The 15233-nt window shown below is 72.5% G+C and carries 15 protein-coding genes; 4 read left to right on the forward strand and 11 right to left on the reverse strand.

Features of this window, described 5'->3' with window-relative positions; genetic code table 11:
* Positions 1 to 34 precede the first annotated feature (34 nt).
* Positions 35 to 499, reverse strand: coding sequence for an MGMT family protein (locus CXQ92_RS05655; protein ID WP_104165970.1), 465 nt, complete (start codon positions 497 to 499; stop codon positions 35 to 37).
* A 74-nt stretch (positions 500 to 573) separates the two neighbouring features.
* Between CXQ92_RS05655 and CXQ92_RS05660 the strand changes: the two genes are divergently transcribed.
* Entirely contained in the window at positions 574 to 1323 is a 750-nt protein-coding gene (locus CXQ92_RS05660; protein ID WP_104165972.1) for a 3'-5' exonuclease, read from the forward strand.
* Here CXQ92_RS05660 and hemL read toward each other — a convergent pair.
* From hemL to hemE, 8 genes are all read right to left on the reverse strand, one after another.
* Entirely contained in the window at positions 1320 to 2660 is a 1341-nt protein-coding gene (gene hemL, locus CXQ92_RS05665) for a glutamate-1-semialdehyde 2,1-aminomutase (RefSeq protein WP_104165974.1), read from the reverse strand. The two genes, CXQ92_RS05660 and hemL, sit on opposite strands and share 4 nt — an antisense overlap.
* Positions 2661 to 2686: 26 nt before the next feature.
* The gene (hemB, locus tag CXQ92_RS05670) at positions 2687 to 3673 is read right to left on the reverse strand and encodes a porphobilinogen synthase (protein ID WP_104165976.1); all 987 of its coding nucleotides are present in this window, start codon (positions 3671 to 3673) and stop codon (positions 2687 to 2689) included.
* Positions 3670 to 4545: a uroporphyrinogen-III synthase gene (locus CXQ92_RS05675; protein ID WP_104165978.1), complete on the reverse strand. Its 876-nt coding sequence runs from the start codon at positions 4543 to 4545 to the stop codon at positions 3670 to 3672. Before CXQ92_RS05675 ends, hemB begins: the two co-directional genes overlap by 4 nt.
* Positions 4546 to 4550: 5 nt before the next feature.
* Positions 4551 to 5498 (reverse strand): hydroxymethylbilane synthase, encoded by a 948-nt coding sequence (hemC, locus tag CXQ92_RS05680; RefSeq protein WP_104165980.1) that lies wholly within the window; start codon positions 5496 to 5498, stop codon positions 4551 to 4553.
* Entirely contained in the window at positions 5498 to 6652 is a 1155-nt protein-coding gene (locus CXQ92_RS05685) for a ferrochelatase (protein WP_104166774.1), read from the reverse strand. Before CXQ92_RS05685 ends, hemC begins: the two co-directional genes overlap by 1 nt.
* 47 nt (positions 6653 to 6699) lie before the next feature.
* Positions 6700 to 7419, reverse strand: a complete 720-nt coding sequence (hemQ, locus tag CXQ92_RS05690; RefSeq protein ID WP_104165982.1) for a hydrogen peroxide-dependent heme synthase — start codon at positions 7417 to 7419, stop codon at positions 6700 to 6702.
* A 71-nt stretch (positions 7420 to 7490) separates the two neighbouring features.
* Complete coding sequence (hemG, locus tag CXQ92_RS05695; RefSeq protein ID WP_258069733.1) at positions 7491 to 9011, reverse strand: protoporphyrinogen oxidase; 1521 nt, start codon at positions 9009 to 9011, stop codon at positions 7491 to 7493.
* Positions 9012 to 9013: 2 nt separating this feature from the next.
* Positions 9014 to 10075 carry a uroporphyrinogen decarboxylase gene (gene hemE, locus CXQ92_RS05700; RefSeq protein ID WP_104165984.1) on the reverse strand — a complete coding sequence of 354 codons (1062 nt, stop codon included), beginning with the start codon at positions 10073 to 10075 and terminating at the stop codon, positions 9014 to 9016.
* A 182-nt stretch (positions 10076 to 10257) separates the two neighbouring features.
* On the opposite strand from hemE, the gene CXQ92_RS05705 reads away from it, so the two are divergent.
* Entirely contained in the window at positions 10258 to 11634 is a 1377-nt protein-coding gene (locus CXQ92_RS05705) for a glutamyl-tRNA reductase (RefSeq protein ID WP_104165986.1), read from the forward strand.
* 54 nt (positions 11635 to 11688) lie between these two features.
* On the opposite strand, the gene moeB is transcribed toward CXQ92_RS05705, so the two are convergent.
* Positions 11689 to 12912, reverse strand: coding sequence for a molybdopterin-synthase adenylyltransferase MoeB (gene moeB / locus CXQ92_RS05710; protein ID WP_104165988.1), 1224 nt, complete (start codon positions 12910 to 12912; stop codon positions 11689 to 11691).
* Between the two features lie 100 nt (positions 12913 to 13012).
* On the opposite strand from moeB, the gene CXQ92_RS05715 reads away from it, so the two are divergent.
* Positions 13013 to 13633, forward strand: a complete 621-nt coding sequence (locus CXQ92_RS05715) for a TetR/AcrR family transcriptional regulator (RefSeq protein ID WP_258069737.1) — start codon at positions 13013 to 13015, stop codon at positions 13631 to 13633.
* A 48-nt stretch (positions 13634 to 13681) separates the two neighbouring features.
* Positions 13682 to 13903 (forward strand): DUF3107 domain-containing protein, encoded by a 222-nt coding sequence (locus tag CXQ92_RS05720; RefSeq protein ID WP_104165992.1) that lies wholly within the window; start codon positions 13682 to 13684, stop codon positions 13901 to 13903.
* 96 nt (positions 13904 to 13999) lie between these two features.
* On the opposite strand, the gene CXQ92_RS05725 is transcribed toward CXQ92_RS05720, so the two are convergent.
* Positions 14000 to 14869 (reverse strand): ferritin-like fold-containing protein, encoded by an 870-nt coding sequence (locus tag CXQ92_RS05725; protein ID WP_104165994.1) that lies wholly within the window; start codon positions 14867 to 14869, stop codon positions 14000 to 14002.
* Between the last annotated feature and the right edge of the window lie 364 nt (positions 14870 to 15233).

Raw genomic sequence — 15233 nt, forward strand, 5'->3', positions numbered from 1 at the left:
CGGACAAACAGGGGCATCGCAACGGGCCCCGGCGTCAGGGACCGGCGCGTCGCAGGGACGCGCCGACGTCGTCGAGGACGGCCTGTTCCTCCGCCGTGGGCCACCAGCGGGCGGAACTCAGATCCACGCGGTACTCGCCGGGGTCGGTGCTCCCCTGCGGCACGCGGAGCGGCGTGCCCTCGGTCCCGTAGTGTGCGCGGGCACGCAGGGCCAGGCCGTGCGGCGGGTGGCCGCCGGCACGCAGGACACGCCACCAGGGGACGTCCCGGGTGGTGCGGGACAGCGCCCTGCCGACCTGGCGGGGCCCGCCGCGGTCGAGGAGTTCGGCGATGTCCCCGTAGGTCAGCACCTTCCCGGCGGGGATCAGTGCGGTCACGGCGAGGACGGCATCGCAGTAGTCGTCCGGGTCGGTCCGCGGCGTCGGGTCGGCGCCGGGGACGAGGGCGGAATCCGGGACGGGCCCCCGCCCGCCGGGATGCTCGCCGGCTCGTCGCTCCATGCGCTCCACCCTAGCCCGGCGGGCCGCGCGGGCCGCACGCCTATTTGGTCGGAGCCCGCCCGTACGGTGGTCCCATGACGAGCTGGCACGAAAGCCCGAGGGCCGGGTTCGACCTCGAGACGACGGGGCGGGATCCGCTGACCGCGCGCATCGTCACCGCGACGATCGTGCTCGTCGACGGCGACGGGGACGTGCTCGAGCACCATGAGTGGCTGGCTGATCCGGGTATCGACATCCCGGAGGGCGCCGCGGCGATCCACGGCATCACGACGGCACACGCGCAGGCGCACGGCCTGCCGGCCGCGGAGGTCGTCCACGGGATCTCGGCCGTCCTGGCGCGCTTCTTCTCCGCCGGCATCCCCGTGCTGGCCTTCAACGCCCGGTACGACTTCACGGTGCTGGCGCAGGAGGGGCGCCGCCACGCAGCCCGGGTCCCGGTGCCCTCGCCCGTGATCGACCCGTACATCATGGACAAGCAGGCGGACCGGTACCGGCGCGGCAAGCGGACCCTGACGGCCGTGTGCGAGCACTACGCCATCCCGTTCGAGAACGCACACACGTCGGCGGCCGACGTCCTCGCGACGCTCCGGGTCGGTGCGGTTCTCGCCGAGCGGTTCGCGTTCCTCCGGCAGCCCGCCACGGATCTGCATGCCTCACTCGTCGTCTGGGCCGATCGGCAGGCGGCGAACTTCGAGGAGTATCTCCGCCGGACGGAGCCCGACGCCGTCATCGAGCGGGCGTGGCCCGTCGTCGGCTGTACCCCCGACCAACAGTCGGACCGGGCCGACGATCGACCAGCACAGCCGGCCGACCAGTTCAGCTAGTCGACCGGCACGGCCTCCGCTGCTGCCCGCGCGGCCGCCGGAAGGGCGGCGTGGATGCGCTCCATGGCGGCGTCGTCGTGCGCCGCGGAGAGGAACCACGCCTCGTACACGGACGGCGGGAGGTACACGCCCGAGTCGAGCATGGAGTGGAAGAAGGGCCCGTAGCGGAACGCCTCCTGCCCCTGGGCGTCGGCGTAGTTCCGCACGCCGTGCTCGGCGGTGCCGAACGCGACGCTGAAGAGGTTCCCTGCCCGCTGGATGGAGTGGTCGACGCCGGCCTTCGCGAGCTCCGCGGTGAGGGCATCGCCGACCTCGAGCGAGCGCGCGTCGACGTGCCGGTAGACGTCGTCCGTCGCGGCGGTGAGGGTCGCGACGCCGGCCGCCATGGCGATCGGGTTCCCCGACAGGGTGCCCGCCTGGTAGACCGGCCCGATCGGCGCGAGGTAGTTCATGACGTCCGCGCGCCCTCCGAGCGCCGCGGCCGGGATGCCGCCGCCGATGACCTTCCCGAAGGTCAGCAGGTCCGGTGTCCACGGGTGCTCGGCGTCGTCGGCGCCGCCCGTGAGCTTCCAGTACCCGCCCGGGTGGGTGCGGAACCCGGTCATGACCTCGTCGACGATGAACAGCGCGCCGTGCTCGGAGGTGATGCGGCTGAGGAAGGCGTTGAAGCCCGGCGCCGGGGTCACGACCCCCATGTTCGCGGGAGCGGCTTCGGTGATGACGGCGGCGATGCGCTCGCCGTGCGTGCGGAAGGCCTCCTCGACGGCCTCGACGTCGTTGTACGGCAGCACGAGCGTCTCCGCGGTCGTCGCCTCCGTGACGCCGGCGGAACCGGGCAGCGCCAGCGTGGCGACCCCCGAGCCGGCGGCCGCGAGGAGGCTGTCCACGTGCCCGTGGTAGCAGCCCGCGAACTTGACGATCAGGTTCCGGGACGTGAAGCCCCGCGCGAGCCGGACGGCGGTCATGGTCGCCTCGGTCCCGGTGGACACCATGCGCAGCAGTTCCACGGCGGGGACGCGCTCCTTGACGAGCTGCGCGAGGTCGGCCTCGGCCGGCGTCGAGGCGCCGAAGGTCAGCCCGTGGTCGACGGCGCGGTGCACGGCGGCGATGACGTCCGGATGCGAATGGCCGAGCAGTGCCGGGCCCCACGAGCAGACGAGGTCCACGTACTGCTTGCCGTCGGCATCGGTGACGTAGGCGCCGTGCGCGTCGACGAGGAAGCGCGGGGTCCCGCCGACCGAGCCGAAGGCACGGACGGGCGAGTTGACGCCTCCGGGCATGAGGGCGCGGGCGCGCGCGTAGAGATCCTCGGACGTGCTTGCTGGTGGTGTCGTCATCGGTGCGGTTCCTTCGCTGTGGGAGTTCAGTGGGTGGGCTCGTCGAGCCAGAGCGCGAGCTCCGAGGCCCAGTAGGTCAGGATCATCTGGGCGCCGGCGCGCTTGATCCCGAGGACGGATTCCTCGATGGCGCGGCGTCGGTCGATCCAGCCGTTCGCGGCCGCGGCCTCGATCATCGCGTACTCCCCCGAGATCTGGTACGCCGCGACGGGGACGGGCGACATGGCGGCGACGTCGGCGAGGATGTCCAAATAGCTCATGGCCGGCTTGACCATGACCATGTCGGCGCCCTCCTCGATGTCGAGTTCGACTTCGAGGATCGCTTCACGGCGGTTCGACCCATCCATCTGGTAGGTCCGGCGGTCGCCGACGAGCTGCGAGTCGACGGCCTCGCGGAAGGGCCCGTAGAACGCGGAGGCGTACTTGGCGGCGTACGCGAGCACCACGGCGTCCTGGTGTCCGGCCTCGTCCAGCGCCTGGCGGATGACGGCGACCTGGCCGTCCATCATCCCGGAGGGGCCGAGGACGTGCGCGCCGGCCCGCGCCTGCTCGACGGCCATCTGCGCGTACAGCTCCAGGGTCGCGTCGTTGTCCACCGAGCCGTCGGCGGCGAGGACACCGCAGTGCCCGTGATCGGTGAACTCGTCCAGGCAGACGTCGCTCATGACGACGAGGGAGTCGCCCACCTCGGAGCGGACGTCGGCGATCGCCCGGTTGAGGACGCCCTCCGGGTCGATGCCCGCGCTGCCGGTCGCGTCGCGATGCTCGGGGATGCCGAACAGCATGATGCCGCCGACGCCGCGCTCGACGGCTTCCGCGGCCGCCCGCTTCAGGGAATCCGTGGTGTGCTGCACCACGCCGGGCATGGAGAGGATGGGCGAGGGTTCGGCGAGCCCTTCCCGGATGAACGCCGGCAGGATCAGCTCGGACGGGTGGACGCGGTACTCGGCCACCATGCGCCGCAGGGCGGGGGTCGAGCGCAGCCTCCGGGGCCGGTGCTGGGGGAAACTCATGGCTGATCTCCGTTCGATGGTGCGGCATGCGAGGTGGGTGCGTCGTCCTGCGCGAAGGCGTCCGCCGCCGCCCGGGCGAGCCCCTGCGGCGTGGGGTCGGCGGCCGTGGCGGCCGCCACCCACCCCTCGGACCGGAGCGCTCCGGCCGTGGTGCGGCCGATGGCGACGGCCCGGAAGGACAGCGGGCCGGTGCCCAGCCTGTCACGGAACTGCCGGACCGCGCTCGGGGCGGTGAAGACGATCGCGGGCCGGGGACCGCCGGACGCGAGTCCCAGGAGGTCGTGGAGGGACAGCATGGGCGGTCTCGGCCCGTCCTCCTCGACGCCGGGCACGCGGCGCGTGGACTCCGCGGGGTAGGGCACGGTGCGGTAGGCCTCGACGCGGTGGACGGTCCGGCCCGAAGCCGCGAGTCCTGCACGGAGGTCGTCCGGGGCGAGATCCGCCTGGGGCAGGAGCACCGCGCCGGGTCCGGACGGGAACGCCGTCAGCAGACCGGCCGACGACGCCTCGCCGGGCACCAGGTCGACGACGACGCCCGCCGCGGCCAGCGTCGACGCGGTCGCGGTGCCGACGGCGGCGACCCGCGCTCCCGCGCGGCGGACGAGGGTGGCGAGCGGCGTACCATCGGCCGCAGCGAGCATCCCGAGGGCCTGGACGGCGTTGGCGCTGGTCACGACCAGCCACTCGTACCCGCCCTGCCCGAGGACCGCCAGCGCTCGGGCGACGTCGTCGGTGTCCGCGGGGAGCTCCGTATCCGTGAGCGGCAGGGCGTAGGCGGTCATGCCGCCGGCGCGGAGGGCGTCGGCGATCCTGACCGCCCGGGCCGGCTGCCGGAGGACGACCACCGGCCGGTCCCCTGACCAGCTGACCATGCGGGCTAGCTGTTCAGGGGCGCGATGTCGGCCGCGCCGGCGGCGAGCAGCTCCTCGGCGAGCTCGAGACCGAGCTGCGCGGCGGCGACCGCATCGGTGGCCGGCGCCGAGCGGGTCAGGCGGATCATCGACCGGCCGTCCAAACTGCACACCACGGCCTCGAGGGCGAGTACGTCGCCCTGCAACCCCGCCAGGGCGCCGATGGGCGCCGCGCAGCCCGCCTCCAGCTGCAGGAGGACGGCGCGCTCGGCCGTCACCGCGAGCCGTGTGGGCAGGTGGTCGTAGGCGGCCAGGGCGTCGCGCACCCCCGGGGTCGCCTCGCTCTCCCGGCACTCGATGGCGAGGGCTCCCTGGCCTGCGGCGGGCAGCATGACGTCCGTGTCGATCAGCTCCGTGATCGCCTCCTCGCGCCTGAGCCGCCGCAGTCCCGCCGCGGCGAGGACGACGGCGTCGAGGTCGCCGGGCGCCCCGGGGACGAGTCCGGCGACGCGTCCGAGCCGGGTGTCCACGTTGCCGCGGATGTCCACGACCTCGAGGCCGGGCCGCGCGGACCGCAGCTGAGCGGCCCGCCGCGGGGACCCCGTGCCTACGCGCGCGCCGTCCGGGAGGGTGGCCAGGGTGAGGCCGTCCCGGGCGCAGAGGGCGTCGCGGACGTCCTCGCGCTCGGGTACGGACGCCACGGTCAGCCCCGGGGCGGGCAGCGTGGGGAGATCCTTGAGCGAGTGCACCGCGACGTCGCACCGCTCCTCGAGGAGGGCGTCGCGGAGGGCTGCGACGAAGACGCCGGTACCGCCGATCTGCGAGAGCGAGCCCTTGAGGACATCCCCCTCGGTCCGGATCCGCACGAGCTCGTACGGCACGCGGGCGAGCTCGGAGACCCGCTCCGCCACCGTCGTCGTCTGCGTCATCGCGAGGGCGCTGCCCCGCGTGCCCACCCTGATGGCTGCGCTCATCACGTACCGGGGTTGGGCTGGGGCGTTCCCACGGTGGAGTCGACGGCGGCGATGGTCGGCTTCTCCCCGCGGCGGTTCGCGCAGCAGTTCGGGCGGCACACGTCGAACCAGGGTCCGAGCGCCGTCGCGGACGGGCGGTCCGCGATGTTGTCGTCGACGGTGCGCTCGAGGATGAGGTCCACCAGCCCCTCGACGAACTTCCGGTGCGTGCCCGGCGTCGGCACGCGGTCCGCGACGATCCCGAGTTCGCCGCACGTCTCCATGGCCTCGGTGTCGAGGTCCCAGGCGACCTCCATGTGGTCGGAGACGAAGCCGAGGGGGACGATCACGACGCCGCGCGTGCCGGCCTCGTAGCGGTCGCGGAGTGCGTCGCTGATGTCGGGCTCGAGCCACGGGATGTGCGGGGCGCCCGAGCGGGACTGGTACACGAGGGACCACTCGACGCCGGCGGCCTCGGGGATGCGGTCCAGCACGGCCTGCGCGGTCGCGAGGTGCTGCGCCACGTAGGCGCCCTCCTCGTAGGCCGGTCCGCCGTCGCCGTCGCGGGGTCCGGCGGCCTCGGCGTCGCCCATGGGGATGGAGTGCGTGGAGAACATGATGTGGACGGGCGCGTCCGGGGTGCCCTGCCCGGCGAGTCCGGTGCGGACCTTGGCGAGACCCTCGGTCACGCCCTCGACAAACGGTTCCACGAAGCCCGGGTGATCGAAGTACTGGCGGACCTTGTCCACCTCGAGCCGGCCCTCGAGCCCGGTCTTCACGAGCGCCATGCCGAGGTCCTCGCGGTACTGGCGGCAACTCGAGTAGCAGGAGTAGGCGCTCGTGGTCACGGCGAGCACCTTGCGGTGCCCGGCGTCGTACGCCTGCTGCAGGGTGTCGGCGATGAAGGGCTCCCAGTTGCGGTTGCCCCAGAAGACGGGCAGGTCGATGCCGCGGCGGCGAAGCTCGGCCTCCATGGCGGCCCGCAGGGCGCGGTTCTGGCTGTTGATGGGGCTCACTCCGCCGAATGCGCGGTAGTGGTGCGAGACCTCCTCGAGGCGCTCGTCGGGGATCCCGCGGCCGCGGGTCACGTTCCGCAGGAAGGGGATGACGTCGTCCTGCCCCTCCGGTCCACCGAAGGAGGCGAGCACGACGGCGTCGTACGCCTTCGGTGCCATCCGCCCGTTCTCGTCGACTCCGTCGAGGGGGTTGAATGCCTGTGTCGTCACTGGAGCACCTCTGCAATCTCGTCGTGGCTGATCCGCCGGCCGGTGTAGAACGGCACTTCTTCGCGGACATGGCGCCGCGCTTCGGTCTCCCGGAGGTACCGCATGAGGTCCACGAGGTCCACGAGCTCGGGAGCTTCGAGTGCCAGGATCCATTCGTAGTCGTTGAGGGCGAAGGATGACACCGTGTTGGAGATCACCTGCGGGTACTTCCGCCCCTTCATGCCGTGGTCGGTGAGCATCTCGCGCCGCTCGTCCGAAGGGAGGATGTACCACTCGTAGGAACGCACGAACGGGTACACGCAGACCCACTCCGCCGGCGCGACCCCGCGGGAGAACGCCGGGCTGTGCGACTTGGAGAACTCGGCGTCGCGGTGCACGCCCATGGCGGACCACGCCACCGTGGTCGCGGCGAAGGCGTCGGTGCGGCGCAGCGTCCGCACGGCGGCCTGGAGATCCTCGGGGCGGGGTCCGTGCAGCCAGACCATCACGTCGGCGTCGGCGCGCAGGCCCGAGACGTCGTAGAACCCGCGGAGGACGACGCCGTCCTGCTCGAGGGTGGAGAGGACGTCCGCCAGGGGGTGCGCGCCCGAGCCCGTGGCCGCGGCCTCCCGCTTGAAGACGGTCCAGAGGGTGTAGAAGAGCTCTCCGGGGGCTTCGGCGCCCTCTCCGGTCGGCTGTGGAGCGTGGGCGGGTGTGCTACCGGTGAGCTCAGTCATGGTACTAGTCTGCCCCTGCCCGCAGGCGAACCGAAATCGTTTTCTTCTACGATGCGTAGAAGAGATGAAGGTCACACGGCGGGTGTCCGGCCGCCCCCGATCAGGGCATCCGCGAGCGCGTCGGCCCGGGCCCGGGCGTCGTCGATGACGGCGACCAGCCCGGTCCCGGCGAGCCAGCCCCCGGCCACGGCGAGGGACGCCGACTGCTCCGCGACGAGGGCCCGGATGCGTGCGACCCGCTCCCGGTGCCCTACGGAGGCGTGCGGGAGGGCGCCGGCCCAGCGCACCACGTCCCAGTCGAGCACGTCGGCCTCGCCGACGGGTACGCCGAGCAGGGTCGAGGCGTCGGCGAGGGCGTGGCGGTAGAGGGCGTCGTCGGGCGTCTCGATCCCGACGGCGGTGGGCCGGTCCCCGACGCGGCCGAAGGACAGCCGGAGGACGTGGGAGCCGGGCCCGGCCTGTTCCCGCAGCCACGCCCACTTGGCCGTCGCGTGGGTGAGCGCCTTCGCGGCGACACCCTCGACCCCCCGGGCGACGAGCACCCCGGTGCCCCGGGGCCGGGCGTCGAGCTCCGGGACGTCGACGATCAGGGTGACGAGGGCGACGCCGGGCACGGGATCGGGGCGCTCCTCCGCCAGGGCGGGGAGTGCCGGGACGAGGAGGTCCACGGCGCCCCTGCCCTCGGTGGCCACGAGCACGGCGTCCGCCGGAAGGCGGCGCGAGAGGGCCGAGTGTTCCGTCGTCACGATCCACCCGGAGCCCGAGCGGGCGAGGCCGCTGACGTGCTCGTTCGACCGCAGGTCCACCCCGTCCTCGCGGAGCTGCCGCACGAGCGCGTCACGGAGCTGGGCGATGCCGCCGACGAGACCGCCCACGGCGGCACCGGCCGGAGCGGCCCGGCGCAGGGCGCCCGCCGCGGCACCGAGGGAGCCCAGGCGGCCCATGGTCGAGCGCAGCCCCGGCGCCACGGAGTCGACGTCGAGGTCGTCGGGGTCGGCGGAGAAGACGCCGCCCGCGACGGGCGCCACCAGGCGGGTGAGGACCTCCTCGCCCATCCTCGTCCGGACCAGGTCCCCGAGACTGACTCCGGGGCGGGTCGCGAGGGTACCGACCGGGAGCACCTTGTCCCGGGCGGCCCGGAGGGAGCCTGCGCGGCCGAGGATCGCGCTGATCGAGGGTTCGGAGGGGTCCGCGGGGATCCCGAGGACGCCGGAGTTCGGCAGCGGCCGCGCGGCAGCCAGGAGGTCCCTGCCGGGCAGCTGCACCCAGGCACCCGTGGCGTCGGGGGCCACGATCCGGTCGCCCAGCCCGAGTTCGTCGGCGAGCGCCGGCACGGTGGCGGACCGCGTGGAGAAGGATTCGGCGCCGCTGTCGAGCTGGAAGCCCCCGAGCACGCGGCTGTCGACCGTGCCGCCGAACCGGTCGGATCTCTCGAGCACGGTGACGCGCAGCCCCCGCTCCACGAGCGTCCGCGCCGCGACGAGGCCTGCCATGCCCCCGCCGACCACGACGACCGATCGGGGGCGGGCGCGCTCCGGCAGGACTCCGGCCGGTTCCGCCGGCACCCGGTCCGGCCCCGCCGCCCTCGTCACGGCTACGGCTCCACGGAATGGATGAGGTCGACGACGCGCGTCAGGACGTCCGGGTCCGTCTCCGGCGGGACGCCGTGCCCGAGGTTGACCACGTGCCCCGGCGCCGAGGCCCCGGCGGCGAGGACGTCGCGGACGTGCTGCTCGAGGACGGGCCACGGGGCGGGCAGCAGGGCCGGGTCGATGTTGCCCTGGAGGGGTACGGTCCCGCCGAGGCGGCGGTTCGCCTCGTCGAGGGGCAGACGGTAGTCGACGCCGATGACGTCCACCCCGACCTCGTGCATCGCCACGAGCAGCTCCGAGGTGCCGGTGCCGAAGTGGATCAGTGGCGCGCCGAGGCCCCGGACGTGGTCCAGGGCCCTGCGGGAGGCCGGTGCCACATGCCGCCGGTAGTCCGCGAGGCCGAGGGACCCGGCCCATGAGTCGAACAGCTGGGCGGCGCTGGCGCCGGCCTCCAGCTGGGCGCGCAGGAACATGCCGGAGGCGTCCGCCGCCCATGCGGTCAGGGCGCGCCAGGTGTCCGGATCGGCGTGCATCATGGTGCGGGGGCCGAGGTGGTCGCGGGACGGCTTGCCCTCGACCATGTAGGCCGCCAGGGTGAACGGGGCGCCCGCGAACCCGATCAGCGGGGTGGATCCGAGCTGGGCGACCGTGAGGGCCACGGCCTGCCGGATCGGTTCCAGCGCCTCGTCCGTCAGCGTGGGCAGCGCGGCGACATCGGCGGCGGAACGGACGGGCGTCCCGAGCACGGGTCCCACGCCGGGCACGATATCGACGTCGACCCCCGCCAGCTTGAGCGGGATCACGATGTCGGAGAAGAAGATCCCGGCGTCCACGTCGTGCCGTCGCACGGGCTGGAGGGTGATCTCCGACGCCATTTCGGGATCGAGGCAGGACTCGAGCATGTTGGTGCCCTCGCGCAGGGCGCGGTATTCCGGCAGCGACCGTCCGGCCTGGCGCATGAACCAGACGGGGCGACGATGCGGAGCCTGGCCCCGGTAGGCGGAGATGAGGGCCGATCCGGACGTGCGTCCGTCGACCAGCGGGTGCGATGCTCCAAGGTCCATACCGCCGATTCTGCCGAAGTTCCCCCCGGATGGATAACCGGAGCTGCAGGATCGGGCCCGGGGTGGGCAACATCACCCCGGGCGCGAGGGGCAATATTCCGCAGGTTTCCGCGGAATGCAAGCCTCGGGTAAGCCTTGCCTATTCGGTGGAAGGTCCCCGTCCTCGATATGATCGGAGCGCTGTGGTACTTCTTTCACTTGTCGCGACACATTCGAATGTGGACCTGGAAACCGTTGCCCGACTCAGCGTCGGGGCGCCCCAGGTTCCTTCTGCTGCGCTCGCCGAGGACCGGTCCGTCTCCGGCGCCGTGGTCCTCGCGACCTGCAACCGCTTCGAGATCTACGCCGAGGCCCCGTCCGAGGACGACGTCGAGGCTGCCCGTTCCGCGATCGTGGCGGCCGTGAGCGAGTACTCGGGCATCCCCGAGCAGTCCGTGTCCTCGTCCTTCGAGACGCACACCGGCCAGGATGTGGCCGAACACCTCTTCGCCGTCGGTGCAGGCCTCGATTCGGCGGTCATCGGCGAACGGGAGATCGCCGGCCAGGTCCGTCGGGCGCTCATCGAGGCCCAGGGCTCGGGTGCCGCCAGCGGCGGCCTCGTCCGCCTCTTCCAGGCTGCCTCCCGGACCGCGAAGGACGTCGGCGCGCAGACGGCGCTCGGCAGCCGGGGTCGGTCCATCGTCTCCGTGGCCCTCGAGCTGGCCGGTGACCTCTCCGAGGATGCCGATTGGTCGGCCAAGACCGTGGTGCTGTTCGGCACGGGAGCCTATGCCGGGGCCACGATGGCAGCACTCAAGGACAAGGGGTGCACCGACGTCTCGGTCTTCTCCTCCTCCGGGCGGGCCGAGGCCTTCGTCGCCACCCGCGGCGGGACGGCGCTCGCCGCCACGGACCTGCCGGCCGCCATGCGCCGGGCGGACGTGGTCATCGGCTGCAGCGGCAGTGACGCACGCATCGACGCCGCCGACATCGAGCGGGTACGCGAAGGCAGTGCCCGTCCGCTCGTCATCATCGATCTGGCCCTGAGCCACGACTTCGACCCCGCCGTCGCGACCCTCGACGACGTCGAGCTCATCACCCTCGAATCCGTCCGCGCGGCGGCACCCGAGGAGCAGGCCGACGCCCTGGTGCAGGCCGGCGACCTCGTGCGCGAGGCCGCGCGTTCGTTCGAGGAGCAGCAGGCCACGCGGGCGATGAATGCGGCTATCGTGGCCCTCCGCCAACACACCCAGACAGTCCTCGACGCGGAGATGGAGCGCGTCCGTGCCCAGCACGGCTGCACCGCCGCCGCGGAGGAGGTCGAGTTCGCCCTGCGGCGCATGGTCCGCCAGCTCCTGCACGTCCCCACCGTCCGTGCCCGCGAGCTCGCCGCAGAGGGACGCCAGGACGAATACACCGCAGCCCTCGAGGCCCTCTACGGCATCGACGTGGTGCCTGCGCCGTCGGCCGCCGTCACCGCCCCGGCTGCGGGAGCACCCGCCGCCCTCCACGCCGACCATGTCCACCTCGATGGTGCCGTGTGTCCCGTGGACCACGAACGGCCCGCGCAGAGCGCCTGACCGTCGGGCGCCGGTGCACCACCGGACGTCCGGCCCACCGGGTCCCGGTGGATCCTAGTAGGTCATCTTCTCCGGTTCGATCGCCCGCACCCATTCGATGATGCCTCCGTCCACCGACCAGACGTCCCGGTGACCCCTGCTGCGGAGGTGGCGCACGACGTCGGCCGAACGGACCCCGGACTTGCAGTGCACGTAGACCGTCCTCGTGCTGTCCACGGCGGCGGTTCCTTCGAGGATCAGGGGCTTCGGGACGAGCATCGCACCGTCGATGCTCACGATCGCGTGCTCCTCCGGGTTCCGGACGTCCAGCAGGTCGAAATCCGCGGAGCCCGCCGCCCGCGCGGCGAGGAGCTCCGCGAGTTCCCCGACGGACACGGTGGGCACCTCCGCCGGATCCTGCCCCGTCGCCGCGGCGGACGCGGAGGGCAGTCCGCAGAACTGCTCGTAGTCGATCAGTCCGGTGATGCGCGGAGCCGTCGGATCCGGTCTCACGCGCACTTCCCGCCAGCTCATGTCCAGGGCGTCGAACACCAGCACCCTGCCGAGGAGGGTCCGGCCGACGCCGGTGATGAGCTTGATGGCCTCGTTCACCATCACGGACCCGATCTGGGCGCACAGGACGCCCAGCACACCGCCTTCCGCGCAGGACGGCACGGAGCCGGGCGGCGGGGCATCCGGGTACAGGTCGCGGTAGGTGGGGCCGCGGTCCTGCCAGAAGACGCTGACCTGCCCGTCGAAACGCAGGATGGACCCCCAGACGTACGGCTTGCCGAGGATGGCCGCCGCGTCGTTGACGAGGTAGCGCGTGGCGAAGTTGTCCGTGCCGTCGAGGACGAGGTCGTACCCGGAGAAGAGTGCCAGGGCGTTGGAGGTGTCGAGCCGCTCCTCGTGCAGGACCACCTCGACCAGCGGATTCAGTGCGAGGATGCTGTCGCGCGCCGACTCGGCCTTCGACCGGCCGAGGTCCGGGACGCCGTGGATGACCTGGCGCTGCAGGTTGGAGAGCTCGACGTCGTCGTCGTCCACGATGCCCAACGTGCCGACGCCCGCCGCCGCGAGGTACAGGAGGGCGGGTGAGCCCAGCCCGCCGGCGCCGATCACGAGGACGCGGGCGTTCTTCAGCCGCAACTGCGCCTCGGTGCCGAAGCCGGGGATGATGAGGTGCCGCGAGTAACGCAGGGTCTCCTCCCGGGTCAGGCTCCCGACGGCGTCGACCAGGGGCGGCAGGCCCGCCGGGCTGTTCTCGGGAGCATGCGCGGACGAAGTGGTAACGGTCATGCCCAAGGGTATTCCGCGCCCGCACGGCCGGGCCAGCCGCCCGGGGTGGGTAAACTGGTCCGACGCCCCGCCCCGACCGCTGAACCGAGGATCGCCCCCCGTGAGTGTTGAACCGACCGCCGCAGGAAAGGCCGTCCGGCTACCGCGGGACGAGCGCCGTCGCCAGCTCCTGGCGGCAGCCCAAGAGGTCTTCGTGGGCAACGGCTACCACGGGGCCGCCATGGACGACATCGCGGTGGCGGCCCGGGTGAGCAAGCCCGTGCTGTACCAGCACTTCCCCGGCAAGCGGGACCTCTACCTCGCGTTGCTGGACAGCCACCTGGCCGAGCTGACGCAGCTGCTGGTCGATGCGCTGCGCTCCACCGACGACAACAAGCTGCGCGTGCACGCGACCATGCGCGCCTACTTCCAGTTCATCGCCCAGGACAGCAAGGCGCACCGGCTGGTCTTCGAATCCGACATCAGCAACGAGCCCGATGTCAGCAGCCGGCTGGAGGCCTTCAACGCCCACTTCGCGGGCGCGATCGCCGGGGTGATCGCCGACGACACCCAGCTGTCCATGGTGGAGGCGACCCTGCTCGGCCGCGGCCTGGCGGGCATGGCGCAGATCAGCGCGCGCTACTGGCTGGAGACCGACGGGAGCCTCGACATCGATGCCGCGGCGGAGCTGATCTACCGTTTAGCTTGGCGCGGAATCAGCCGTTTCCCCAAGGAGATCTAGGGTAGGTTTCGAAGCAGCACCAGGCTCACACAACAGGAGGCACGCGCCGTGGAAGTCAAGATCGGTATCCAGAACGTCAACCGGGAGATCATCCTCGAATCCTCCGAGAGCGCGGACGCCATCGCCGAGCTCGTGGGGCAGGCCCTGGGCGGCACGGAGCTGCGGCTCAAGGATTCCAAGGGCCGCCTCGTGATCGTCCCGACGGGCGTCCTCGGCTACGTCGAGATCGGCGCCGAGGAGACCCGCCGCGTCGGGTTCGGTGCGCTCTAGCAGTACCGAGTACCCCGAACGGCAGCCGGAGAGCAGGACCGGCGACAGGAGGGCCCGCAGCCACCGGCTGCGGGCCCTCCTGCGTTGCAGGCAGCCCTACGCGGTGAGCCCCAGCGCACTCATGCGCCGTGAGTGGTTGCGGGTGAGCTCGGAGAAGAGCGCTGTCGTGTGCTGCGTGTGGTCCGGCTCGTCGGCGAACAGGAGGCCGGCCAGGTCCCCGCGTTCGATGCCCACGCGCTGCGCCTGGGTCAGCGCCTCGCCCACGAGCCGGCGCCCCCACAGGGCGAGGCGCGACGCGAGGCGGGGATCGTCGGAGAGCGCCTCCCTGAGGCGGCGCTGCAGGTGGGCGGCCCCTTCCCCGGAGTCGATGGTGCTGATGAGCCGGCGGGTCCGCGGATCGAGGGTGTCGGCCAGCGATCGGTAGAAGTCCCTGGAGAAGGCGTCGAGGACGTAGGCCTTCATGAGCGATTCGTACCAGTCGCCCGGGCGGGTGCGCTCATGGAAGGCATCGATCGAGGGCTGGAAGGGTGCCATCGCCTCCTCGATCGTGACGCCGAGTTCGCCTACGAACCGGCCCACCATCTCGAAGTGCTCGAATTCCTGCACGGCGAGGCGGCCGAGGCTCGCACGGTCGGCGAGACTCGGTGAGAAGCGTGCATCCGAGGACAGGCGCTCGAAGCCGGACAGCTCTCCATAGGCGACGACGCCGAGCAGATCGGTGATGAAGCGCGCATAGACGGGATTCGCCAGCGGGTCCTCGACACCGTCCGGGACGGTGCTCGCCGCGGCCGGGGCCGTCGGACCCTCGTCCGCGCTGCCCACGTGCGCACCTGTGACACTCGCGGCGCCCGTGGGAGTCGGCGCGGGGGACGGGCTCTCGGGCGCGGCCGCCGAGGGCCCGACGGATCCGGCGCGCTTCCGTTCGGTTGCCGAGAGGGCCGTGCTGTCGGAGGAGCCGTTGTTCATTCTGCTAAGAGTACGCACTCCAGGGGGTGCGGCAACCTGCCCCGCCCCGCCAGGGTCCGTCCCGCACCGCCGTCGCGGGTCTCTGCCCGTCACCTCTCAACGGGGGACCAGGCACGACCTGCCGGTGCTCGCGGATGACGGCCGATCCCGCGCTCGTCTCTGCGGTCGGTGCGTTGTCCGTCACCCGCCGGATGGCGCTCGTCCTGCCCATCGAGCGGGCGAAGGGACCGGACACGCGGCGGCACCGCGTCCCGAAGGCCGGCGCCGCGTCCCGAAGGCCGGCGCCGCGTCCCGAAGGCTGCGGCGTCGCTCCGCCCCCGGTAGTGCCCGATCCCGGGTCCGCGCCGCTGCGCCTGCGACTGCG

The organism is Arthrobacter sp. SX1312 (assembly GCF_002929295.1).
GTDB lineage: Bacteria > Actinomycetota > Actinomycetes > Actinomycetales > Micrococcaceae > Arthrobacter_D.